The following is a 23,416-nucleotide window of genomic DNA, read 5'->3' as shown; positions in this document are numbered from 1 at the left end:
ACTCTTCGTTCGTGCCTCATTTCACCCAGACCCCCTACACCGTCCCGGTGTTCGACCTCGTGCACCGTCCGGGCGAGATGCGCGAGCACGAGCTCGACGTCGTCGTGCCCGAGAAACTCGGCGAGGGCCAGATCTCGGTGCCGAAGGGTGCCGAGATCGCGATCGACGTCAAGCTCGAGGGGCTGCACGACGGCATCCTGGTGTCCGCACACGTGTCGGGCACGGCGGTCGGCGAGTGCAGCCGATGCCTCCGTGACATCTCCGAGCCCGTCGAAGTCGATTTCGCCGAGCTTTTCGCGTACGATGTCGACGAAGCTTTTGACTATCAGGTTCAAGACGATCACGTGGATCTTGAACCCGTGGTCAGAGACGCAGTGGTTCTGTCACTGCCCTTCCAGCCGGTCTGTCGGCCGGATTGTCCGGGCCTCGACCCCGAAACGGGCGAGCGTGTGGACGACATCCCCGACTACCAGCCCCGCGAGATCGCCGACCCCCGCTGGTCGGCACTGGCAGGGTTCCAGGCTGAATCGGCACCCGCCGACGGCACGTCACAGGGCACCGGTCACGACGACCAGCGCCCGGCCGACGAGCAGCACTGAACACCACCGCGTCACCCACCATCGTCAGACCCAGGCACCCGCGAGGGTGCCGACAGAGAGAAGAGAAACCCATGGCCGTCCCGAAGCGCAAGCAGTCACGCTCCAACACGCACGCTCGTCGTTCGCAGTGGAAGGCCACGCCGGTCCAGCTCGTCAAGACGATCGAGAACGGCAAGGTCACCTACAGCCTCCCGCACCGTGCCAAGGTCGTCGAAGACAGCGCCGGCACTGCCCTGTACATGGAGTACAAGGGCCGCAAGGTCGCCGACGTCTGATCACCGACGTGAACCCGTCCACCCTCGCGGTGAGCGCATGAGTCAGCCCGAGTCGAGCCCTGGTGCCGACCGGGCTGTTCTCTTGTCCCGACTGCAGATCGAGCTCAGCGACGACCTGATCGACCAGGCGCTGACCCACCGGTCGTACTCGTACGAGCACGGCGGCGTGGGCAACAACGAGCGCCTCGAGTTCCTCGGCGACTCGATCCTGGGCCAGGCCGTCACGGTCATGCTCTTCACCGAGAACCCCGACCTCGACGAGGGCGACCTCGCCAAACGTCGGGCCAGCCTGGTCAGCACCGTCGCCCTGGCCGAGGTGGCGCGGATCATCGGCCTCGGCCCGCACCTGCGCCTCGGTCGCGGCGAAGAGCTGACCGGTGGTCGCGACAAGCACTCGATCCTGGCCGACACGGTCGAGGCCATCATCGGGGCGACCTACCTCGAGGCCGGCGGTGAAGCCGCCACGGCGCTCGTGCTGCGTCTCGTGGCTCCTCTGCTGGTCGACCCGGATCGCTTCGGCGCCGCGATGGACCCCAAGACCAGCCTGCAAGAACTGGCAGCGACCCTCGGCCGGGGCATGCCCTCGTACTCGGTGACCGACAGCGGGCCCGACCACGACAAACGGTTCCACGCCGTCGTCGCCCTGGGCGACGACCAGGGAGTCGCCGAGGGGTCCGGCAGCAGCAAGAAGCAGGCCGAGATGGCCGCCGCCCTCGGGGCGTGGACGTCCCTCAACGCGTCGGCTGCCGGCGTCGCCGCCGCCCGTCGGGCCGCCGCCTCCGTCGACTGACCGTGCCCGAACTGCCCGAGGTCGAGGTCGTCCGTGCCGGTCTGCACCCGGTGGTGTCCGGCGCCGTGGTGACGGCCGTCGAGGTGCTCGACCAGCGGTCGCTCAAGCGACACCGTGGTCCGAGCGACGACTTCGTCGACCGTCTCGTCGGCGGCACGATCGATTCGGCCGTCCGCCGGGGCAAGTTCCTCTGGTTCCCCTTCGAACCGGTCGAGCGGCACGAGCAGCCCCTGGCCCTGGTCGCGCATCTCGGCATGAGCGGGCAGGTCTTGCTCCGCAGCCGGGATGCCGAGCCCGACCGCCTGATGCGCATCCGGCTCGACGTCGAGAGCCCGTCGCTCGGCCCCGTGCGGCTCGCCTTCGTCGACCAGCGCATCTTCGGCTCGATGGCCCTCGACGAGACGGTGCCCACCCTGGACGGGCGCGCGGCGGGGTTCGCCGGCCCGCGCCTCCTCGGTTCCGACGTCCTGGCCGCGGGGGAGGCCACACCCGGCACCACGACCGCCACCACGACCGTCGGCACCGACGCCGACCCGGCCGCCTGGGTGCGCCGCGTCCCGCAGCAGGTCTCGCACATCGCGCGCGACCCGCTCGACCCGGCCTTCGACGAGGCGCGGGTGATCACCCGTCTGCTGGACCGCCGCACGGCGGTGAAGCGGGCGCTCCTCGACCAGGGACTGCTGAGCGGGGTGGGCAACATCTACGCCGACGAGAGCCTCTGGGCCGCGCGGGTGCACCCCGAACAGCCCACCGAGTCGTTGTCGAGGGCTCGGGCGCGGGTGCTGCTGGCCGAGGTGCGGGTCGTGTTGCTCAAGGCCCTCGGCGAGGGGGGCACGAGCTTCGACGCCCAGTACGTCAACGTCAACGGCCAGTCGGGCTACTTCAGCCACAGCCTCGCGGCGTACGGGCAGCAGGGGCGTCCGTGCCCACGGTGCGGCACGCTCATCGTGCGCGAGGCCTTCATGAACCGGTCGAGCCACTTCTGCCCCCGCTGTCAGCGGGTGCGCACGCGCTGAACCCCGACGGCCGAGGGCGTCCGCCTCCCCGGTCCGCGGGGCCTCCGCCCCTATCCTTGAGCGCGGGTCACCACCCGTCACGAGTCCCGAGGAGGCGCGGCGCATGTACCTGAAGAGCCTCACGCTCAAGGGCTTCAAGTCGTTCGCCTCCGCGACCACGTTCGCCTTCGAGCCGGGGGTCACCTGCGTCGTCGGCCCGAACGGTTCGGGCAAGAGCAACGTCGTCGACGCCCTCGCCTGGGTGATGGGCGAGCAGGGGGCGAAGAACCTGCGCGGCGGCAAGATGGAGGACGTCATCTTCGCCGGCACGTCGACCCGCGGTCCGCTCGGTCGGGCGCAGGTCGTGTTGACGATCGACAACTCCGACGGTGCGCTGCCCATCGACTACACCGAGGTGACGATCAGTCGGACGCTCTTCCGCAACGGGGGCAGCGAGTACGCCATCAACGGCGAGGGCTGTCGACTGCTCGACGTGCAAGAGCTCCTCAGCGACTCCGGCCTCGGCCGCGAGATGCACGTCATCGTGGGGCAGGGGCAGCTCGACGCCGTGTTGCGCGCCACTCCCGAGGACCGCCGGGGCTTCGTCGAGGAGGCCGCCGGCATCCTCAAGCACCGTCGTCGCAAGGAGAAGACCCTCCGCAAGCTCGAGGCCATGCAGACGAACCTCACGCGCCTCAGCGACCTCGCGGGCGAGATCCGTCGTCAGCTCAAGCCGCTCGGGCGCCAGGCCGAGATCGCCCGTGAGGCGCAGACCATCGCGGCGGTCGTCCGCGACGCCCGCGCCCGTCTGCTGGCCGACGAGGTCGTCGCCCTCCGCGAGTCGCTCACGGCCCGGTCGAGCAGCGAGGCCGAGCGCAAGAGCGAGCGCCTCGTCCTGCAGGGCCGCCTGGACGAGAACAAGCAGCGCGAGCACCGCCTCGAGCAGGCCATGGTCGGCGACGCCGTCGACGAGGCCCGCCGGGTGGTCTTCGGACTCGAGTCGGTCCACGAGCGCCTGCGCAGCCTGTCGAGCCTCGCGCAGCAGCGACTCCAGCTGCTCGCCCAGCAGGGGGACCGACCCGCCGTGGCGACCACCGTCAGCTCGGGCATGGTCGCCGACGCCCGCGACGAGGCCGAGCGCCTGCGCGGCGACGTCTCGCAGGCCGAGGCGGCGGTGGGGCAGGCCGGGGCCGACCTGGCCACGGCCCGGGCGTCCCTCGACGCCCTCGACGTCGAGATCCAGGCCCAGAGCGTCCTCGTCTCGCAGCACGACCTCGCGGCCACCCGCCTGCGCGGTGCCCTCGAGGCGGCACGGTCGGGGCTCGCTGCCGTCCGGGGCGAGCAGCTGCGGCAGCGCGCGGCACTCGAGGCCGCCGAGGCGCGTCGCGACGCCGGGCGGGCCGAGTACGCCGAGCTCGAGCAGCGGTCCCCGCGGGCCGACGCCGACGCCGACGGCGTCGACCACGCCGCCGTCCAGGCCGAGGCCGAAGAACAGCTGTCGACCCTCACGGCGAGCGTCGACGAGCAGCGCGACCGCCTGCACGCGGCCGAGCGTGAGCGCGACGCCCTCGCGGCCCGCCGCAGCGCGCTCTCGCTGGCCCTCGACCAGAACGACGCCACGGCCGCCCTGGTCGCCGCGGGCCGACCGGGCATCCGCGGCCTGGTGGCCGAGCACGTCCAGGTGAGTCCCGGCTACGAGGCCGCCGTCGCGGCGGCGCTCGGCAGCGTGGTCGACTCGGTGCTGGCCGACGACGTCGAGGCCGCCGTCGACGCGGTCGCGCACGCCACCGAGGCCGAGCTCGGTCGGGTCGAGGTCGTCGTGGCCGAGCCGGAGCGGCTCCGGTCGACGCTCGACGTCGACCTCCCGGCCGGGACCGTCGCCGCCACGGCCGTCGTCACCGCGCCTCCCGGGGTGCTCGGACTGCTGGCCGCCACCGTCGTGGCCGACGACCTCGCGGTCGCCCGCTCGGCCTGGCGGGCACTCGCCGGCCACCCGGTCCCCGTGACCGTCATCACGCGGGCCGGCGAGGTGCTGACCGACTACGTGCTGCGCGGCGGGTCGGGCGTCGAGCGGTCGCGTCTCGAGCTCGTCGCCGAGCGCGATGCGGCCGCCGAGCGGCTCACCGGCGTGGCCACCGAGATCGAGCGGCTCGCTCCCGGGCTCGCCGAGCTCCGGGAACGGCTCGCCACGACGCGCACCCGCGCGAAAGAGGCGGCGGCCGCCGCCCGGGACGAGGAGGCGCGGGTCACCTCCCACGGGCAGCAGCTCGGTCGTCTGCGTGCCCGGGTCGAGGCCGCCGAGGCCGAGGTCGATCGGCTCTCGGTCGCGCTCGACGCGTCGGTCGAGGCCGTCGACGCCGCGAGCCGCGCCGTCGACGCCGCCGCGGCCGCCCACGACGAACACGCCGCCCGCCCGCGTCCGATGCTCGACGCGTCGGCGCGCGACGGCCTGCTGGCCGAGGTCGAGACGGCGCGCGCCGTCGAGACCGAGCGCCGCATCGCCCTCGAGACCGTCCGCGAACGGGTCCGGGCCGAGATCGCCCGGGCCGAGGCCCTGCAGCGTCAACTCGACGAGCAACGGGCGGCAGCCGAACTCCAGGCCCGTCAGACGGTGGTGCGGCATCGCCAGATGGCCGCCACGTCGTCGGTGCTCGAGGCCCTGCCGCCGACCCTGGACGCCGCGGCCCGGTCGGTGGCCGAGGCGCGCGCGGTCCTGGCGGAGGCCGAGGCGGCCCGGACCGAGCAGAACACCGAGCTGCAGGCGCTCCGCGGAGCCGAGCGCGAGCTGCGCGACCGGCTCGCCACCGTGACCGAGAGCGTGCACGGCCTCGAGATGGAGATCTACGAGAAGACTCTTCACCTGTCCGGGCTGCTCGAACGGGCCGGCTCCGAGCTCGGCCTCGTCGAGGACGTCCTCGTCGCCGAGTACGGCCCACACGTCCTCGTGCCGAGCGACGGCGAGGTCGTGACCCGCCCGTCCGTGGACGACGAGGTCGACCTGGTCGACGTCGACGCCGCGGGCGAGGACGACGCCGCGGGCGAGGACGACGCCACGGGGGACGGCGCTGGCCGTGCCGCCCGGGGAGCCGACGGTGCCGCCGACCTCGACGACGCGACCCTCGCCAGGGCCGCCACCGCGCCTCCTCGGGGCGTGCCCTTCGACCGGGCGACGCAGCAGCGCCGGCTCGCCGTGGCCGAGAAGAAGCTGGCCCGGCTCGGCCGGGTGAACCCCCTGGCCCTCGAGGAGTTCGCGGCGCTCGAGCAGCGCCACCTCTTCCTCACCGAGCAGCTCGCCGACCTGACCGGCACGCGCGCGGACCTGCTGACGATCATCGACGAGATCGACGACAAGATGCAGACCATCTTCGCGAGCGCGTTCGCCGACACCCAGGCCGCCTTCGACCGGGTCTTCCCGATCCTCTTCCCGGGGGGCAGCGGTTCGCTCCACCTGACCGACCCCGACGACCTGCTGGCGACCGGGATCGAGGTGACGGTGAAGCCCGCCGGCAAGAAGATCGAGCGGCTGTCGCTGTTGTCCGGGGGCGAGCGGTCGTTGGCCGCCGTGGCGTTGCTGATCGCGATCTTCAAGGCCCGGCCGAGCCCGTTCTACATCATGGACGAGGTCGAGGCGGCCCTGGACGACGCCAACCTCGGCCGGTTGTTGACGATCTTCGAGGACCTCCGCGAGTCGAGCCAACTGATCGTCATCACGCACCAGAAGCGCACGATGGAGATCGCCGACGCGCTCTACGGCGTCTCGATGCGTCAGGACGGGGTCAGTGCCGTCGTCGGCCAGCGCGTCGTCGCCGAGCGCGGCACCGCCGCGGGCCCCACGGCTGATCGCGGCGTCGCCGACGCCTCCTGAGCCCCCCGACGCGAAACGCAGGAGGCGCGACCTGCGTGGCCGCGCCTCCTGCGTTCTCGTCGCGCCTCGTGGGGCACCGGGGTGTCAGTCGATCGGCGTGTCGACGACCCCGCCGTTGATGCTCAGCACGTGCCAGGCGGTGCCGTCCCACTCGACGGTGTTCGCCGCGGCGTTCTCGATGTGCGGCACCTCGCGACCGAGGATCTCGGCGAGGGTGAACCGGATGATCGTGCCGTGGCAGACGACGACGATGTGGGCGTCGTCACCGTCGAGGGGCAGCCGCGTGTCGCGGATCATCTCGAGGGCGCCGAGTCCGCGGGCCGCCACCGACTCGCGCGGTTCGATGTCGGGGTAGTCCGCGTTCGGCTGGTCGGGGATCGGCGACTCGGGGGTGCGGCCCTCGTGCGACGCGTAGTCGCGCTCGATCAGTTCGTCGTAGGCGTCACCCAGCTCGATGCCCAGTTCGGCGGCGATGATCTCCGCGGTCTCGCGGGCACGCCCGAGTGGCGACGACACGATGGCGCTCCACTCGACGCCGGCCAGCAGGCGAGCCGCCTCGAGGGCCTGGCCGCGGCCCGTGTCGTTCAGGGGGATGTCCGAGGAGCCCTGGAGCTTGTCGGCGAGGTTCCAGTCGGTCTGACCGTGGCGGATGAGTTCGAGGCGCATCGGGGTGTTCCGTTCCGTGGTGCGGCCGCGGGGGTGCCGCGGGGGAGTGGCGACGGGCGGCCCCGGTGGGGGCCGCCCGTCGGGGGATCAGTGGTCGTCGTCGGTGCTCGCCGTGACGTCGGCCTTCGCGCGGGCGTCCCGTCGGGTCTTCGCGAGGCTGGCGACGGTCGCGACGGCGATCGTCAGCACGATGAAGCCGAGGGAGAACCAGATCGGGATCTCGGGGATCCAGGTGATCGGCTCGCCGCCGTTGATGAACGGCACCTCGTTGACGTGCAGGGCGTGGAACAGCAGCTTGACGCCGATGAAGGCGAGGATGACCGCGAGGCCCTGGGCGAGGTAGACGAGGCGCTCGAGCAGGCCCGAGATGAGGAAGTACAGCTGGCGCAGGCCGAGCAGCGAGAACGCGTTCGCCGTGAAGACGATGTAGGCCTCTTGCGTGAGGCCGAAGATGGCCGGGATCGAGTCGAGCGCGAAGAGCACGTCGGTCAGGCCGATCGCGACCATCACGAGGAAGAGCGGGGTGAAGAGGCGCTTGCCGTCGACCTTGGTGGTCAGCTTCTGGCCGTCGTAGTCCTGCGAGGTGGGGATGACGCGGCGCAGGGCACGGATGAGCTTGCTGTCCGCCTCGTCCTTCTCGTCGTCGCCGTGGCCGCCCTTGACCTGGCTGTAGGCGAGCCAGAAGAGCAGGATGCCGAAGAGGTAGAAGACCCACGAGAAGTTCTCGATGATGACGACGCCCGCCGCGATGAACAGACCACGCGACAGCAGGGCGATGGCGATGCCGACGAGCAGCACCTTCTGCTGGTAGATGCGGGGCACCGCGAAGCTCGTCATGATGATGAGGAAGACGAACAGGTTGTCGACCGAGAGGGCCTTCTCGGTGATGTAGCCGGCGAAGTACTCGCCACCGAAGGTCCAGTTCGAGAAGACGCCGACCCCGACGCCGAACAGGACGGCGATGCCGATGTAGACGCCCGACCAGATGGCCGATTCGCGGATGGTCGGCTCGTGCGGCGTGCGCACGTGACTGAAGAAGTCGAAGAACAGCAGGCCGATGATGCCGGCGATGGTGATCGCCCAGGTCAAGAAGTGGACGTCCATGTGTGTACCTCCAGTACGCAGCGGGTACCGAAGGTCTCCTCCACTCGCGACGCGTCCTGATCAGGACGGCTGCGAACCGGTGCACCGGGTCGAGATCGGTCTCTTCCGTATTGACGACGCCACCGCGTGGGAGTACTCCCCTTCAACCTGGCGAGCTTACAGCCTCTGCACGTCCGCGGTCTCGCCCGGGGCCGAATATGCTGGCCCGCATGGCTTCTCCCTGGTCCCTCTCCGGTGCCCTCCGTGGCATGTTCGCCAAGAAGACGATCGACGAGACCACGTGGGACGACCTCGAGGCCGCCCTGATCGGCGCCGACTTCGGCCCGGACGTGACCGAGCAGATCATCGACGACCTCCAGGCGAAGGTGCAGCGCTACTCGACCACCGACCCCGCCGACCTCAAGCGCATGCTGCGCGAGACCCTCGAGGAGCGCCTCTCCAAGCTCGACTCGACCCTCAAGCTCAGCGCGCGACCCGCCGTCGTGCTCATGGTCGGCGTCAACGGCGTCGGCAAGACGACCACCATCGGCAAGTTCGCCAAGTTCCTCCGCAACTACGACCGCTCGGTCGTCGTGGGCGCGGCCGACACGTTCCGGGCCGCGGCCGTCGAGCAGGTCGCGACCTGGGCCGATCGGGCGGGGGCGCGCATCGTCCGCCCGCAGCAACAGGGGCAGGACCCCGCGTCCGTGGCGTTCCAGACGGTCGAGCTCGCCATGCGCGAGGGCATCGAGATCGTCCTGATCGACACCGCCGGGCGCCTGCAGACGAAGTCGGGCCTGATGGACGAGCTCGGCAAGATCAAACGCGTCGTCGAGAAGCAGACCGAGATCGCCGAGGTGCTGCTCGTGCTCGACGCGACGACGGGTCAGAACGGCCTCGCCCAGGCGCAGGCCTTCATCGAGCACGCCGGGGTCACGGGCCTCGTGCTGACGAAGCTCGACGGTTCGGCCCGCGGCGGCTTCGTCCTCGCGGTGCAAGAACAGACGGGCATCCCGATCAAGCTGGTCGGGCAGGGCGAGGGCATCGGCGACCTCACGGGCTTCACGCCGCACGTGTTCGTCCAGAACCTCATCGCGTAGCGAGCCCCGGCGGGCACGGGTCACACGGCCTGGCGCCCGGCCCCGGCCTCGAGCAGGTGTCGCAGGGACTCGGGCACGACCTCGCCCCGCGTCTCGGTCGCCCTCGCCCAGAGTCGGCCCGCCCGGTACGACGAGCGCACGAGCGGCCCGGCCAGCACGCCGCTGAACCCCATGTCCTCCGCGATCTCCCGGAAGTCGACGAACTCGTCCGGGTGCACCCATCGCGCCACCGGCAGGTGTCGCGGGCTGGGACGCAGGTACTGGGTCAGCGTGATGACGTCGGTGTGCGCCTCCCTCAGGCGCTCGAGGGCGTCGATCACCTCGTCGCGTTCCTCACCCATGCCGAGGATGAGGTTCGACTTGGTGACCAGGCCGGCGTCGTGCCCCTGCCGGATGACGTCGAGCGACCGCTCGAAGGTGAACGCGGGGCGGATGCGCTTGAAGATGCGCGGCACGGTCTCGACGTTGTGGGCGAAGACCTCGGGACGGGCGTCGAAGACCTGCGCGAGCAGGTCGGGGCGACCGTTGAAGTCGGGGACGAGGATCTCGACCCCCGTGCCCGGGTTCAGCTCGTGGATGCGACGGATGGTCTCGGCGTAGAGCCACGCGCCTCCGTCGTCGAGGTCGTCGCGCGCGACGCCTGTCACGGTCGCGTAGCGCAGCCCCATCTCGCGCACCGACTCGGCGACCGACAGGGGCTCGCGGCGGTCGATCGGGCTCGGCCTGCCCGTGTCGATCTGACAGAAGTCGCAGCGCCGCGTGCACTGCGAGCCGCCGATCAGGAACGTGGCCTCCCGGTCCTCCCAGCACTCGAAGATGTTCGGGCAGCCGGCCTCCTGGCAGACCGTGTGCAGTTTCTTGTCGGCCACGAGCTCGGTCAGGGCGCGGTACTCGGGGCCCTGCCTCGCGGTCGTCCTGATCCAGGTCGGCTTCTTCTCGATCGGGGTCTCGGCGTTGCGGGCCTCGACGCGCAGCAGGCGTCGTCCCTCGGGGGCGGTCGTCGTCATCGGTGGGCTCCCACGGGGTCGGGTCGGGCCGGCACGCGGCCGACGGTCTCGAGGCTGGTCAGGTAGGCGGTCAGGGAGGTCTCGAGGGCGTCCGCGACGTCGGTCACGGCCACGCGCCTCCCGGAGGCGCGGGTCAGGCTGGTCACGCCGGCGTCGCTGATGCCGCAGGGCACGATCCCGGCGTACGGCGACAGGTCGGCGTCGCAGTTGAGGGCGACGCCGTGCATCGTCACTCCCTCGGCGACCCGCACGCCGACCGCCGCGACCTTCTCGTCGCCGAGCGGTCCGCGCACCCAGGCGCCGCTGCGCCCCTCGACGCGGACGGCCGACACCCCGACGCCCGAGCACACGGCGATCAGGCACGCCTCGAGCGCCCGGACGTGGGCGACGACGTCCAGCGGTTCGGGCAGGCGGACGATCGGGTACGCCACGAGCTGGCCGGGGCCGTGCCACGTGATGCGTCCGCCGCGGTCCACCCGGGTCACGGGGGAGCCGTCGCGCGGCAGGTCGGCGGGCTGCGTCCGCGTGCCCGCCGTGTACACCGACGGGTGCTGGCAGAGGACGAGGGCCGAGTCCAGTCGGCCGGCCACGACGTCGGCGTGCAGCTCGCGCTGCAGGCGCAGGCCCTCGTCGTAGTCGAGTGGCGGGCCCGTGAGGCCCGTGCGTCGCGTCGTGGTCACACCCCGAGGCTAGGCCCATTGATGCACTCGGTACAACAACGACGGGCCGAGGAGGCGCGGCCACGCAGCACAGGAGGCCGACGGTCGGTTAAGATGGGCGCACCATGGCCACTTTTGGAACCCTCTCCGACCGCCTCGCGGAAACGTTCAAGAACCTCCGCAACAAGGGCAAGCTGAGCCCCGCCGACGTCGACGGCACCGTGCGTGAGATCCGTCGTGCCCTGCTCGACGCCGACGTCGCGTTCGACGTCGTCAAGGCCTTCACGAACACGGTCCGCGACCGCGCCCTCGGCGACGAGGTCAGCAAGGCGCTGAACCCGGCGCAGCAGGTCGTCCAGATCGTCAACGAAGAACTGGTGCAGATCCTCGGTGGTCAGCAGCGCCGGCTCGAGTTCGCGAAGAACCCGCCGACCGTGATCATGCTCGCGGGCCTCCAGGGTGCCGGCAAGACGACCCTCGCGGGCAAGCTGGCCAAGTGGCTCGCGAAGGACGGCCACACGCCCATGCTCGTGGCGGCCGACCTCCAGCGCCCCAACGCGGTGACGCAGCTGCAGGTCGTCGGTGAGCAGGCCGGTGCCCACGTCTTCGCGCCCGAGCCGGGCAACGGCGTCGGCGACCCCGTCAAGGTCGCGAAGCAGGCCATCAAGTACGCCCGCGACAAGCAGTACGACACCGTCATCGTCGACACGGCCGGCCGTCTCGGCGTCGACGCCGAGCTCATGAAGCAGGCCGCGAACATCCGCAAGGCGGTCGATCCCGACGAGGTGCTCTTCGTCATCGACGCGATGATCGGTCAGGACGCCGTCGCGACCGCCAAGGCCTTCCAGGACGGTGTGGACTTCACCGGCGTCGTGCTCTCGAAGCTCGACGGAGACGCCCGCGGTGGTGCCGCACTCAGCGTGGCCTCGGTCACCGGCCGCCCCATCATGTTCGCCTCGACGGGTGAGTCGCTCGACGACTTCGAGCCGTTCCACCCCGACCGCATGGCGAGCCGCATCCTCGACCTCGGCGACATCCTCTCGCTGATCGAGCAGGCCCAGCAGGCCTTCGACGAAGAAGAGGCGATGGCGGTCGCGCAGAAGATCGCGACCGACTCCTTCACGCTCGACGACTTCCTCACGCAGATGCAGCAGCTGCGCAAGATGGGTTCGATCAAGGGCATGCTCGGCATGCTGCCGGGTGCCAAGGGCATGCGCGAGCAACTCGAGAACTTCGACGAACGCGAGATCGTCCGCACCGAGGCGATCATCCAGTCGATGACCAAGCAAGAGCGAGCGATGCCCAAGCTGCTCAACGGCTCGCGTCGCCTCCGCATCGCCCGCGGTTCGGGCATGACGGTCACCGACGTCAACCAGCTCGTCCAGCGCTTCGAGCAGGCGTCGAAGATGATGAAGACCGTCGCCAAGGGCGGCGTGCCCCAGGTGCCCGGCATGGGGCCGATCCCCGGGGCCTCGTACGCCGGCAAGAAGGCGCAGCCCAAGAAGAAGGGTTCCAAGGCCGGCAACCCGGCCAAGCGTGCCGCACAGAACGCTGCCCTCACCACGGGTGCCAGGCCGGCGTCCTCGGCTCCCGGCGGCTCGGGCTTCGGGCTCGGCGGCGGCGGGGCCGCCGCGGGTGGCGCGGCGCCTTCGCCCGAAGAACTCGCGTCGCTGCAGAAGATGCTCGGACGCGGCTGAGCCGACCCGCGCCTCCTGACGGTCCTCGACGCCCGCCCCGCCTGCTGCGGGGCGGGCGTCGTCGTGTTCCCGCCGCACCGCAGGCGGCTGGTCACTCGGCTGCGGACAGCCCTTCGTCGAACTCGCGGACCAGCGACGCCACGACGGGGCGCAGGTCGCCCCCGTGCGCGGCGGCGACGGTGAGCTGGCGCTGGTAGCTGGCCCCGCGGTCGGTGATCGTCGCGAGCGAGTGCAGTTCGTCGAGGCAGCCGAGGCGTTCGGCCGCCGGCTCGAGCGACGTCACGAGTTCGCGCAGGTCGTCCGTCACCAGTCGTTCGTCGCCGGCCGCGTTCTGGATCACGATGGCGTCCATGCCGTAGCGGGCGGCGCGCCACTTGTTCTCGCGGACGAACCACGGCTGCATGCTCGTCAGGGTCTCGCCGCGGTCGAGTCGCTCGGACATGTCGTCGACGAGGCACTGCACCAGTGCCGTCACGGCGGCGAGCTCGTCGGTCGTCGCGATGCCGTCGAAGACGCGCGTCTCGAGGGTGCCCCACTTCGGTGAGGGGCGGAGGTCCCAGCGCAACTCGCTGTGGTCGTCGATCACGCCGGTGTGGGTCATGTCGGCGACCATGGCCTCGTACTCGGACCAGGTCGCGAACTGGGGCGGCAAGCCCGCCGTCGGGAGCTGCTGGAACATCAGGGCGCGGTTCGAGGCGTACCCGGTCTCCTCGCCGACCCAGAACGGGCTCGACGCCGTCAGCGCCTGGAAGTGCGGCAGGTAGGTGAGCATGCCGTTGAGGATGGGCAGCACCTTGTCCTGGTCGTCGATGCCGACGTGGACGTGGACGCCCCAGATCATCATCTGGCGGCCCCACCACCGCGTCCGGTCGATCAGGGTGGCGTAACGCTCCTTGTCGGGCGTCACCTCCTGGTCGGCGTAGCGGCTGTAGGGATGCGTCCCGGCGCACATGAGGTCGGCGCCGAGCATGGAGGCCGGGCCCCGGACCAGGTCGATCGTGCCCCGGAGGTCGTCGACGGCGTCGGCGACCCGGCGGTGCACGCCCGTGACGACCTCGACCGTGTTGGTGAGCAGTTCGGTGGTCAACCGTTCCGGACCGCCGTCGTTGACGTGGGCCAGGTCGGCGAGGATCGCCGGGGCGTGCGGCGCCAGTTCTCCCGACTCGTGGTCGACGAGGGCGAGTTCCCACTCGACGCCGAGGGTCGACCGCTCTGAGGTCGTGAAATCGATGCGCATCCGCGTGGCCTTCCCGTGGGCGTCAGGGCGGTTCCATCCTGCCAGTCGGGTGCCGGTCGGGGCCGTCCGGCGGGCCGGCCTGCGCCGCCCGTGACGTCCGGTGACGCCGAGGAGGCGCGGTGTCGGACACGATGCGACGCAATTCGTGCAGATGGCCTTTCGTCTGCAACAATGGGAGGTCGAGTCTTCTGTCGTCCGACCCTCTAATCAGACGACGTTCGACTCCCATCAGAGCTTTCGAGCCGAGTGTGCCCCCACGCTCACGGCTGGCAACTCGCCCACATCACATCACACAGGAGAATTGTGGCTGTCAAGATCCGTCTCAAGCGCATGGGCAAGATCCGCGCCCCCTACTACCGCATCGTCGTCGCCGACTCGCGCACCAAGCGTGACGGTCGCGTCATCGAAGAGATCGGCAAGTACCACCCCACCGAGGAGCCCTCGTTCATCGAGGTCGAGTCCGAGCGTGCGCAGTACTGGCTCGGCGTCGGCGCTCAGCCGACCGAGCAAGTCGCCGCTCTGCTGAAGCTCACGGGCGACTGGGGCAAGTTCAAGGGCGACGCCGACGCCGTCAGCACCGTCAAGACCAAGGCTCCGAAAGAGGCCTTCGTCGCCGACGAGAAGAAGAAGCCGGTCCTCGTGCCCAAGACCGAGAAGCCCGCGGCCAAGGCCGAGGCTCCCGCCGAGTCCAGCGACGACGCCGAGACCACCGAGGCGTAGTCGGTGCTCGCACCTGCACTCGAACACCTCGTCCGGGGGATCGTCGATCACCCGGACGAGGTGCAGGTCGTGGAGAAGAACTCCCCACGAGGCGACGTCCTCGAGGTGCACGTCCACGCGGACGACCTCGGTCGCGTCATCGGCCGTGCCGGTCGCACCGCCAAGGCCCTCCGGACCCTGATCACCGCGCTGGCCGACGGCAAGCGGGTCCGGGTCGACGTCGTCGACGGCGATCTCTAGAACCGTGCCGTCCGACCGCAAGACCGAACTCCGGGTGGGGCGCCTGACCAAGGCCCACGGCCTCAAGGGCGCCCTCAAGCTCGAACTCTTCACCGACACCCCCGAGCAACGCTTCGTGCCGGGTGCCGTGTTCCGCCTCCAGGTGCCCGCCGACAGCGCCTGGCACGACAAGACCCTCACCCTCACCGAGCTGCGCTGGTACAACAGCCACCCGGTGGGCTTCTTCGACGGGGTCGACGACCGCACGGCGGCCGAGTCGCTCGTCAAGGCGATCCTCTGGGTCGACCAGGACGCCGACGAACTGCCCCACGAGGCCGACGCCTGGTACGACCACCAGTTGGTCGGCCTCCGCGTCGAGCGTGACGGCGTCGTCGTGGGCACCGTGGCCCGGGTCGACCACCTGCCGGCCCAAGACCTGCTCGCGGTCGACACCGCGTCGGGCGAAGTCCTCGTCCCGTTCGTCTCGGCCCTCGTGCCGAAGGTCGACGTCGAGGGCGGCGTGGTCGTCGTGACCCCGCCGCAGGGGCTCTTCGAAGAGCTGGCCGACGACACCGACGACGAGCCGGCCTCCGACGACGTCGACCGGTCGGTCGCCGACGGTGTCGACGAGCCGGCCTCCGACGGCGAGTCCGCTCCCGACGACGAGCGCTGACCCGTGCGCATCGACATCGTGTCGATCTTCCCCGAGTTCTTCGGGGTGCTCGACATCTCGCTGCTCGGCAAGGCGCGGCAGCAGAAGCTGCTCGACGTCGAGGTGCACGACCTGCGTGACTTCACGCACGACCGGCACCGCACCGTCGACGACACCCCCTACGGTGGCGGGGCCGGCATGGTCATGCGGCCCGAGCCCTGGGGCGAGGCGCTCGACCACGTCTTCGGCGAGACGTCCACGCCCGACGACACGATCATGATCGTCCCGTCGCCGGCCGGCACGCCCTTCACCCAGGCCACGGCTCGCGAGCTCGCGTTCGCTCCGCACCTGGTCTTCACCTGCGGCCGGTACGAGGGCATCGACCAGCGCGTCGTCGAGCACGCCGCCACCCGGGCGACGGTGCGCGAGATCAGCCTGGGCGACTACGTGCTGAACGGTGGCGAGGTCGCCGTCACGGCGATGATCGAGGCCATCGGTCGTCTCGTCCCGGGCGTCGTAGGCAACCCCGAGAGCCTCACCGAAGAGAGCCACGAAGACGGCCTGCTCGAGTACCCCAGCTACACCAAGCCGGCGTCCTGGCGGGGTCTCGACGTGCCTCCGGTGCTGCTGAGCGGCAACCACGCGGCGATCGCGACCTGGCGTCGCGAGCAGCAGCTCGAACGAACCCGCCGGGTACGGCCCGACCTGCTCGACTGATCGGGCCGAGCCAGCGCGCTCCGGGCGTCCCGGCTCGACCCGCCGAGGAGGGCCCGCCGTGGACGGCCCGTCCGGGTCATCCGCGCGCGGTGAGCACGAGAGGCCCGTCCTCGGTGACGGCGACGGTGTGCTCGACGTGCGCGGCCCGCGAGCCGTCGACGCTGCGGAGCGTCCAGCCGTCGGCGTCGGTCACGATCGCGTCCGTGCCGCGCATCAGCCACGGCTCGATCGCGACGACGAGGCCCGGTCGAACGGGCCACCCGCGCCCCGCACGTCCGTCGTTCGGCACGTGGGGGTCGCCGTGCATGGTGCGTCCGACCCCGTGGCCGCCGAACTGCAGGTTGACGCCGTAACCCGCCCCGCGAGCGACCTGTCCGATCGCGGCCGAGACGTCGCCGAGCTTGGCGCCCGGCCTCAAGGCCGCGATGCCGGCGTCGAGGGCCACCTCGCACGTCTCGATCAGGCGGAGGTCCTCGGGCGACGCCTGCTCGCCGACGACGAACGACACGGCCGAGTCGGCGACCCAACCGTCCACCGAGGCGGCGAAGTCGAGGCTGAGCAGGTCTCCGTCGCGCAGTCGGTAGCGATGCGGCAGGCCGTGAAGGGCCGCGTCGTTGACCGACGTGCAGATCACCTTGCCGAACGGGCTCGCCCCGAACGACGGGTGGTAGTCGACGTAGCAGCTCTCGGCCCCCGCCTCGCGGATCATGCGGTGCGCGAGCGCGTCGAGGTCGAGCAGGTCGACGCCGGGTCGCGCGGCCGCACGGGTCGCCTCGAGCACGCGGGCGACGAAGGCTCCGGCGGGTCGCATGCGTTCGATCTCGTCGGGAGTGCGCAGTTCGATCATGCAGCCATTCTTCACGAAGCCCTCGTAGCCTCGACCGCATGACGACGCGCAGGATCTTCTACCGCCTCCTCTGGGTGGCCGTCTTCGTGTTGCCGCTCTGGGTGCTGCTGGGTCGGGCGTTCTTCGGCGTCCCGCTGGGCCTGCAGTTCGTCGGCCAGTTGCTGCTCGTTCCCCTGCTCTTCGTCGGGCAGGCGGTGGCCACCGGCGTGGTGGTGGGCCGCCGCAGCGTCCGGCGGGCGAAGGCCGTGTCGTGGGCCGACGCGGGTCTGCTCGCCCTGTCCTGGCTCGGCCAGCTCGGCCTGGGGTTCTTCATCGTCGACAGCTCCGCCGAGTCCGCGTCCGCGTCGGCCTTCACGCAGGTCGCCGGCGGGGTCTCGTCCCTCGACCTCTCGACCGCCCTGTTCGCGCTCTGCGCCGTCGTGACGATCGCGGCGGGCGTGGGCCTGTTCGCCTGCGCCCTCTGGCAGTTCGTGAAGGAGGCGCGGGCCCGCATGGCCACGTCGCTCGCCGATCTCGAGCGGGTCGCGTCGGGCACCGGGGCCGCCGCGGGGCGTCGGCCCGGCTACGGCGACGACGGCCCCGTCATCACCATCACGCCGCGAGGCTGACACGGGTGCCCGCGCTGTGGCACAATAGGCGCTTGTGCCTGCGCACGACTCTGCCACAGGGGAGTCTGCCGATCCAGAGCACACCTTCTTCATCATGACGGGCGCGTGACGCGCCCCAGACACGCAGTCGACCTGTGGCGGTTGCAGAGAGCGAACGACAATGCACATCCTCGACGCGGTTGACTCCGCCAACCTCCGCTCGGACGTCCCCGACTTCCGCGCCGGCGACACCGTCAAGGTGCACGTCAACATCATCGAAGGCACGCGCTCGCGCGTCCAGGTCTTCCAGGGTGTCGTCATCGGCAAGCAGAACGAGGGCATCCGCGAGACCTTCACGGTCCGCAAGGTGAGCTTCCAGGTCGGCGTCGAGCGCACCTTCCCGGTGCACTCCCCGGTCATCGACCACATCGAGGTCGTCAGCCGCGGTGCCGTCCGTCGCGCCAAGCTCTACTACCTGCGCGAACTGCGTGGCAAGAAGGCCAAGATCAAGGAGAAGCGCGACAACTAGTCACGCCCCTCAGCGACATCACGCGAGCTCCTCGCCATCTAAGATGGCGGGGAGCTCGGGTGGTTAAATGACGAATGACACAGTGAGGCGCGCCCTGCGTCCTCGACGCGACGACGGCGGAAAGCGCGGCATCGGCACCTTCGTGCGCGACGTGCTCGTCATCTTCCTGGCGGCCCTCCTGATCTCGTTCCTGATCAAGACGTTCCTGATCCGGTCGTTCTACATCCCCTCCGGGTCGATGGAGCAGACGCTCCAGATCAACGACCGCATCATCGTCAACGAGCTCGTACCCGACCTCGTCGACGTCAAGCGGGGCGACGTGGTCGTGTTCACCGACCCGGGCGGTTGGCTCGACGGCACGGCTCCCATCAGCACGACCACCGGCAACCCGGTGTCCGACGGCTTCTCGTGGTTCCTCACGCTGGTCGGGCTCGGCGCACAAGACAGCAACGACCACCTGATCAAGCGGGTCATCGGCCTGCCGGGCGACACCGTCGAGTGCTGCAACGACTTCGGCCAGATGTCGGTCAACGGCGTCCCCCTCGACGAGCCCTACGTGAACCTGCCCACGGGCGAGACCCGGGTCTCGGCCGACGACTTCTCGGTCACGGTGCCCGCCGACTCCCTCTGGGTGATGGGCGACAACCGCTACAACTCGAAGGACAGCCGCTACAACGGCGCCACCCCGAGCAAGGGGTTCGTCCCGATGAGCGACGTCGTCGGACGCGCCTTCGTCATCAGCTGGCCCACCGAGCGCTGGACGTGGCTCGGCGACTACCCCGACGTCTTCCGCGGCACCGAACGAGAGGGCGGATGAGCCCCGTCGTCGACCCCACCCTCGACTACGAACGAGAGCTGCACGCCGCCGGCGCGACCTGGGTGATCGGCTGCGACGAGGTCGGTCGGGGCGCCATCGCCGGGCCGGTCGCGGTCGGGCTCGGGGCGGTCCACATCGATTGCCTCGACGTCCCCGCGGGTCTGCGCGACTCGAAGCTCCTGTCCGAGAAGCGACGCGAGGCCCTCTACCCGCTGGCGACGTCGTGGGTGTCCCATCACGCGGTGGGCTTCGCCGAAGCGCACGAGGTCGACCGGCTGGGCATCGTCGTCGCCCTCGGGCTCGCCGGCAAGCGTGCCCTCACGGCGCTGCACCACGCCGGTGTGGGCATCATGCAGTCCGTGGTGGTGCTCGACGGCAACCACGACTACCTGTCACCCCAGCTCGCCACCCCTCCGCGCATCACGACCAGGGTCAAGGCCGACCGCGACTGCGCGTCGGTGGCGGCGGCGTCGGTCATCGCCAAGGTCGAACGCGACCGGCTGATGATCGAGGCCGACGGCGTCCACCCGGGCTACGCCTGGGCCGGCAACAAGGGCTACGGCTCGTCGGCGCACTACGGGGCCCTGTCCGAATTGGGTCCGTCGCCGCTGCACCGCCTCACCTGGCTGCACTGACCTCGAGCGCCTACGCCGGCAGCAGAGGGACGACGGCGACCGCTGCCCCGAGGGCCGCGTAAGCTCGACTCCGATGGACGAGGACGATTTCGAAGACTACGACCGCGAGGTCGAGCTCGCGCTCTACCGCGAGTACCGCGACGTGGTGTCGCAGTTCCGCTACGTGGTCGAGACCGAGCGGCGTTTCTACCTGGCCAACGAGGTCGACCTGGTCCGGCGTGACACCGAGCACGACTTCTACTTCGAACTGTCGATGACCGACGTCTGGGTCTGGGACGTCTACCGCTCCGACCGCTTCGTCAAGTCGGTCCGGGTGCTCACCTTCAAGGACGTGAACGTCGAAGAGCTCACGAGCCGCGACCTCGAGCTCCCGAAAGAACTCGCACTCGACGAGTAGTCGTCCGTCGCCACGCGACCTCCTGGCGCGGGACTCGTCGCGTCTCGACTCGGCTCGTCCCCAGCCGCGGCCGGGTCGGTGGCGTCCCCAGCCGATGCTCCGCCGGCCCTCCGAGGGGCGCGCCTCCGCCAGCCTGCTGGCAGGAGGTCAGACATGGCGAAGAAGGACGAATTGGGTCGGCGCGGCGAAGACGTCGCGGCCGAGTACGTCGAGGCGCAGGGCATGCGGGTCGTCGAGCGCAACTGGCGGTGCCGCGAGGGCGAGATCGACGTGGTCGCCCTGGACGGCGACGAGGTGGTCGTCGTCGAGGTCAAGACGCGGTCTGGCACCGGCTACGGTCACGCGCTCGAGGCCGTGACGCCGACCAAGCTGGCCCGTCTGCGACGGCTGGCGGGGGCCTGGTGCCAGGCGCATCCCACCTCGACGCCCCGGGGGGTGCGCATCGACGTCGTGGGCATCACGGTGGAGCGGTGCGCGGGGCACGAGCGGATCGACCACGTCCGCGGGGCCGGAGCATGAGCGTGGCGCGGACGCGGGCGGTCGCCCTGCTGGGCGTCGACGGAGCCCTGGTCGAGATCGAGGCGGACATGGGTGCCGGGCTGCCGGCGTTCGTGATCATCGGACTGCCCGACACGTCGCTGGGTGAGGCCCGTGACCGCGTCCGGTCCGCAGCGACCAACTCCGGGTGCGCCTTGCCGGCGCGCAAGCTGACCGTCAACCTGTCACCGGCGTCGCTGCCCAAGCAGGGGTCGTCCTTCGACCTCGGCATCGCCATCGCGGCCCTGGCCGCAGCCGAACTCGTCCCCGCCGAGTCCGTCGAGGGCGTCGTCCACCTGGGCGAGCTCGGGCTCGACGGCCGGCTCAGGCCCGTCGACGGAGTCCTGCCCGCCGTGTTGGGTGCGCGCCGGGCAGGGGCCGCCACCGTCATGGTGCCGACCGACAACGCGGACGAGGCCGCCCTCGTCCCCGGCATCCGCGTGGTGGCCGTGCCGAGCCTGCGCGAGGCGGCGATCTGGCACGGTGCAGGGCTCGAACCCGAGCCGGTCGTGGCCATCACGCGATCGCGCACCGAACCGGCAGTGCCGGCCGAACTCGACCTCGCGGACGTCATCGGCAACGTCGACGCCGTCGAGGCGCTCGTCGTCGCCGCGGCCGGCGGCCACCACCTCCTCATGGTGGGGCCGCCCGGCGCAGGCAAGAGCATGCTGGCGGCCCGTCTGCCCGGTCTGTTGCCCGACCTCGACGCCGATTCGGCCCTCGAGGTCGCTTCGATCCGTTCGTTGGCCGGGGTCGCCGTCACGGGCGATCTCGACCGGAGGCCGCCGTTCGAGGCGCCCCACCACACCTGCAGCGCGGCGGCCCTGGTCGGCGGGGGCAGCGGGGTCATCAGGCCCGGTGCCGCGTCGAGGGCGACCCGGGGCGTGCTGTTCCTCGATGAGGCGCCCGAGTTCCGACAGACGGTCCTCGACTGTCTTCGCCAGCCCCTCGAGTCGGGCGAGACCGTCGTCCACAGGTCACGGGCGGTGGCGCGTTTCCCCGCGAGGTTCCAACTGGTCGCGGCGGCGAACCCCTGTCCGTGCGGGCAATACGGCTCTCGCGACTCCGACTGCAGTTGTTCCCCGCACCAGCGGCGTCGCTACCTGGGCAAGCTCTCCGGGCCTCTCGTCGACCGCATCGACCTGCAGTTGCGGGTGGCCCGCATCAGCTCGTCTCAGTTCCGAGCCTCGGCCGACGTCGTCCCGACGACGACACGCCAGGCCCGCGAACGCGTCGACCGGGCGCGCGGCCGTGCCGCCCGCCGGCTCGAGGGAACACCCTGGCGGTCGTCCGGCGAGGTCCCAGGAACCTGGCTGCGTGATCCGGCGAACCGCCTGGCCGCGGCGGACTCACAGCCCGTCGACCGGGCGCTCGAGACCGGTGCCCTGACGATGAGGGGTTACGACCGCGTGCTGCGGGTCGCCTGGACCCTCGCCGACCTCGACGACGAACCCGCCCCCGTCCGCCGTCACGTGGTCCGGGCCCTGAGCATGCGGCAGTCGCTGTGAGCGACCTGCTCCGGGCGACCCCCGCCGAGCTGGCCGACCTCGTCCGGCCCCTCCTGCCCGGCGCCCACGAGTTCAGCGAGGCACAGACCCTCGAGGCGTTCGCCCTGGGCGCCTGGACAGGTGTGGTCGAACCGGGTGACGCGGTGGGTGGCGTCGTCCGGTCACTGCTCGGACCGACCGTGGGGCTCCGCCTCGTGCTCGAAGCGGCGGTCGGTCACGACGACCCCCGCGCGGGTCTGCTCGCTGGGGCCCTGGTCGAGGCAGGGGCCACCCGCGACGACGTGGAGCGGCTCGACCTCGGACGGGCGCTCACGAGATGGCGGCCCCGTCTCGAGACCAGCGTGATCCTCCGGTCGTTCCGTACGGCGACCGTGGTGGGATCGAGGCTGCTCGTGCCGGGCACCCCGCTGTGGCCCGAGGCCCTCGACGACCTCGGCCATCACGCTCCCGTGGCCCTCTGGGCACGAGGTCCGGCGTCCGTTCCGGCGCCGACGTCGAGCATCGCGATCGTCGGCTCGCGGGCGGCGACGGCCTACGGCGAGCAGGTGTCGGCCGAGCTCGCCGGCGGCGTGGCCGACCGGGGTCTCGCGGTCGTCTCGGGTGCCGCCTACGGCATCGACGGTGCCGCCCACCGGGCGGCCCTGGCCGCCTCGGCGACGACGGTGGCCGTCATGGCCGGGGGAGTCGACCACCTCTACCCGGCCGGTCACGACGCCCTGCTGCGACGCGTCATCGAGACGGGTCTGGTGATCTCCGAGGCTCCGTGCGGTGGCAAGCCGTCGCGGTGGCGGTTCCTGCAACGCAACAGGCTGATCGCGGCGTTGACGGCCGCGACCGTCGTGGTCGAGGCCGGCGGCCGCTCGGGGTCGCTGAACACGGCCGCCCACGCGCAGTCGCTCGGTCGTCCGGTCGGGGCCGTGCCCGGTCCGGTCACCTCGCCGTCGTCGGTCGGCTGCCACGCCCTGATCCGGTCCGGTCTGGCCGAGTGCGTGACGGGTGCCGACGAGGTCCTCGCACTCGCGGGGGTGTCGACCGACCTCGTCGTCGCCTCGTACGAGGGCCGACGGCTCGACCCCGAGACGATGCGGGTGCTGGACGCCCTCAGCACGACGGCGACCCGCGAGACCGACGAACTGGCCGTCGCGAGCGGGCTGTCGCTCGAGACGGTCCGCGACGTGCTCGCCGAGCTCGACCTGTCGGGTGCGGCCCGGCGCTCCGGCTCGGGGTGGCGACGGGTGAGGGGGCGCCGCGATGGTTAGCCTGTCGGCATGCACGAGC

General features: G+C 71.1%; 25 protein-coding genes. 19 read left to right on the top strand and 6 right to left on the bottom strand.

Annotated elements, in window-relative coordinates; all coding sequences use genetic code 11:
• Positions 1-11: 11 nt before the first annotated feature.
• The 5 genes from QRN23_RS05685 (at position 12) to QRN23_RS05665 (ending at position 6,524) form a co-directional block, all read left to right on the top strand.
• Complete coding sequence (locus QRN23_RS05685; RefSeq protein WP_307785131.1) at positions 12-599, top strand: YceD family protein; 588 nt, start codon at positions 12-14, stop codon at positions 597-599.
• Positions 600-670: 71 nt separating this feature from the next.
• Positions 671-874: a 50S ribosomal protein L32 gene (gene rpmF, locus QRN23_RS05680; protein ID WP_043593937.1), complete on the top strand. Its 204-nt coding sequence runs from the start codon at positions 671-673 to the stop codon at positions 872-874.
• 37 nt (positions 875-911) lie between these two features.
• Positions 912-1,664: a ribonuclease III gene (rnc, locus tag QRN23_RS05675; RefSeq protein WP_056046210.1), complete on the top strand. Its 753-nt coding sequence runs from the start codon at positions 912-914 to the stop codon at positions 1,662-1,664.
• 2 nt (positions 1,665-1,666) lie between these two features.
• On the top strand, positions 1,667-2,680 hold the full coding sequence (locus QRN23_RS05670) for an Fpg/Nei family DNA glycosylase (protein WP_123570358.1): 1,014 nt from the start codon (positions 1,667-1,669) through the stop codon (positions 2,678-2,680).
• A gap of 103 nt (positions 2,681-2,783) precedes the next feature.
• A complete protein-coding gene (locus QRN23_RS05665; protein WP_285062840.1) occupies positions 2,784-6,524 on the top strand; it encodes an AAA family ATPase in 3,741 nt (1,246 codons plus the stop codon).
• 84 nt (positions 6,525-6,608) lie between these two features.
• Here the strand turns inward: QRN23_RS05665 and QRN23_RS05660 are convergent, their stop codons facing one another.
• Together QRN23_RS05660 and QRN23_RS05655 are read right to left on the bottom strand one after the other, a co-directional pair.
• Positions 6,609-7,190 (bottom strand): histidine phosphatase family protein, encoded by a 582-nt coding sequence (locus tag QRN23_RS05660; RefSeq protein ID WP_056046205.1) that lies wholly within the window; start codon positions 7,188-7,190, stop codon positions 6,609-6,611.
• An 87-nt stretch (positions 7,191-7,277) separates the two neighbouring features.
• Entirely contained in the window at positions 7,278-8,294 is a 1,017-nt protein-coding gene (locus QRN23_RS05655) for a TerC family protein (RefSeq protein ID WP_123570356.1), read from the bottom strand.
• Positions 8,295-8,491: 197 nt separating this feature from the next.
• Between QRN23_RS05655 and ftsY the strand changes: the two genes are divergently transcribed.
• A complete protein-coding gene (gene ftsY, locus QRN23_RS05650) occupies positions 8,492-9,373 on the top strand; it encodes a signal recognition particle-docking protein FtsY (RefSeq protein ID WP_369794381.1) in 882 nt (293 codons plus the stop codon).
• Positions 9,374-9,393: 20 nt separating this feature from the next.
• On the opposite strand, the gene lipA is transcribed toward ftsY, so the two are convergent.
• Positions 9,394-10,380 (bottom strand): lipoyl synthase, encoded by a 987-nt coding sequence (lipA, locus tag QRN23_RS05645; protein ID WP_285062838.1) that lies wholly within the window; start codon positions 10,378-10,380, stop codon positions 9,394-9,396.
• On the bottom strand, positions 10,377-11,060 hold the full coding sequence (gene lipB, locus QRN23_RS05640) for a lipoyl(octanoyl) transferase LipB (RefSeq protein WP_123570354.1): 684 nt from the start codon (positions 11,058-11,060) through the stop codon (positions 10,377-10,379). The genes lipA and lipB overlap by 4 nt, the downstream gene beginning before the upstream one ends.
• Before the next feature lie 104 nt (positions 11,061-11,164).
• Between lipB and ffh the strand changes: the two genes are divergently transcribed.
• Positions 11,165-12,736, top strand: a complete 1,572-nt coding sequence (gene ffh, locus QRN23_RS05635) for a signal recognition particle protein (RefSeq protein ID WP_123570353.1) — start codon at positions 11,165-11,167, stop codon at positions 12,734-12,736.
• 91 nt (positions 12,737-12,827) lie between these two features.
• On the opposite strand, the gene QRN23_RS05630 is transcribed toward ffh, so the two are convergent.
• Complete coding sequence (locus QRN23_RS05630) at positions 12,828-13,973, bottom strand: glutamate--cysteine ligase (protein WP_192123266.1); 1,146 nt, start codon at positions 13,971-13,973, stop codon at positions 12,828-12,830.
• A gap of 303 nt (positions 13,974-14,276) precedes the next feature.
• Here QRN23_RS05630 and rpsP point away from each other — a divergent pair, with 303 nt between their 5' ends.
• From rpsP to trmD, 4 genes are read left to right on the top strand one after another with little or no spacing between them, the layout of a single operon-like run.
• Complete coding sequence (rpsP, locus tag QRN23_RS05625) at positions 14,277-14,693, top strand: 30S ribosomal protein S16 (RefSeq protein WP_123570351.1); 417 nt, start codon at positions 14,277-14,279, stop codon at positions 14,691-14,693.
• 3 nt (positions 14,694-14,696) lie between these two features.
• Positions 14,697-14,933 carry an RNA-binding protein gene (locus QRN23_RS05620; RefSeq protein ID WP_043596309.1) on the top strand — a complete coding sequence of 79 codons (237 nt, stop codon included), beginning with the start codon at positions 14,697-14,699 and terminating at the stop codon, positions 14,931-14,933.
• A 4-nt stretch (positions 14,934-14,937) separates the two neighbouring features.
• Positions 14,938-15,585 (top strand): ribosome maturation factor RimM, encoded by a 648-nt coding sequence (rimM, locus tag QRN23_RS05615; protein WP_233568352.1) that lies wholly within the window; start codon positions 14,938-14,940, stop codon positions 15,583-15,585.
• A gap of 3 nt (positions 15,586-15,588) precedes the next feature.
• The gene (trmD, locus tag QRN23_RS05610; RefSeq protein WP_054145618.1) at positions 15,589-16,281 is read left to right on the top strand and encodes a tRNA (guanosine(37)-N1)-methyltransferase TrmD; all 693 of its coding nucleotides are present in this window, start codon (positions 15,589-15,591) and stop codon (positions 16,279-16,281) included.
• A gap of 76 nt (positions 16,282-16,357) precedes the next feature.
• Here the strand turns inward: trmD and map are convergent, their stop codons facing one another.
• Positions 16,358-17,128: a type I methionyl aminopeptidase gene (map, locus tag QRN23_RS05605; protein WP_123570350.1), complete on the bottom strand. Its 771-nt coding sequence runs from the start codon at positions 17,126-17,128 to the stop codon at positions 16,358-16,360.
• Positions 17,129-17,166: 38 nt separating this feature from the next.
• Between map and QRN23_RS05600 the strand changes: the two genes are divergently transcribed.
• The 8 genes from QRN23_RS05600 to dprA all read left to right on the top strand — a co-directional run bounded on the left by QRN23_RS05600 (position 17,167) and on the right by dprA (position 23,397).
• Complete coding sequence (locus QRN23_RS05600; protein WP_056046186.1) at positions 17,167-17,736, top strand: hypothetical protein; 570 nt, start codon at positions 17,167-17,169, stop codon at positions 17,734-17,736.
• Between the two features lie 160 nt (positions 17,737-17,896).
• Positions 17,897-18,244, top strand: coding sequence for a 50S ribosomal protein L19 (gene rplS, locus QRN23_RS05595; RefSeq protein ID WP_043596315.1), 348 nt, complete (start codon positions 17,897-17,899; stop codon positions 18,242-18,244).
• Between the two features lie 67 nt (positions 18,245-18,311).
• A complete protein-coding gene (gene lepB / locus QRN23_RS05590; protein WP_277958973.1) occupies positions 18,312-19,061 on the top strand; it encodes a signal peptidase I in 750 nt (249 codons plus the stop codon).
• The gene (gene rnhB, locus QRN23_RS05585) at positions 19,058-19,696 is read left to right on the top strand and encodes a ribonuclease HII (RefSeq protein ID WP_159826290.1); all 639 of its coding nucleotides are present in this window, start codon (positions 19,058-19,060) and stop codon (positions 19,694-19,696) included. Before lepB ends, rnhB begins: the two co-directional genes overlap by 4 nt.
• A 73-nt stretch (positions 19,697-19,769) precedes the next feature.
• Positions 19,770-20,093, top strand: a complete 324-nt coding sequence (locus QRN23_RS05580) for a DUF2469 domain-containing protein (RefSeq protein WP_056046179.1) — start codon at positions 19,770-19,772, stop codon at positions 20,091-20,093.
• Between the two features lie 153 nt (positions 20,094-20,246).
• Positions 20,247-20,612 (top strand): YraN family protein, encoded by a 366-nt coding sequence (locus tag QRN23_RS05575; RefSeq protein WP_056046177.1) that lies wholly within the window; start codon positions 20,247-20,249, stop codon positions 20,610-20,612.
• Positions 20,609-22,138: a YifB family Mg chelatase-like AAA ATPase gene (locus tag QRN23_RS05570; RefSeq protein ID WP_200412779.1), complete on the top strand. Its 1,530-nt coding sequence runs from the start codon at positions 20,609-20,611 to the stop codon at positions 22,136-22,138. The genes QRN23_RS05575 and QRN23_RS05570 overlap by 4 nt, the downstream gene beginning before the upstream one ends.
• Entirely contained in the window at positions 22,135-23,397 is a 1,263-nt protein-coding gene (gene dprA / locus QRN23_RS05565) for a DNA-processing protein DprA (protein WP_199736206.1), read from the top strand. The genes QRN23_RS05570 and dprA overlap by 4 nt, the downstream gene beginning before the upstream one ends.
• Positions 23,398-23,416 lie beyond the last annotated feature (19 nt).

Origin of the sequence: Frigoribacterium sp. ME-P-080 (assembly GCF_030209595.1) — a bacterium.
In the GTDB taxonomy this organism is placed as follows: Bacteria; Actinomycetota; Actinomycetes; order Actinomycetales; family Microbacteriaceae; genus Frigoribacterium.
The sequence above is the reverse complement of the archived record's forward strand: the minus strand, read 5'-3'. Positions and strand labels throughout refer to the sequence as shown.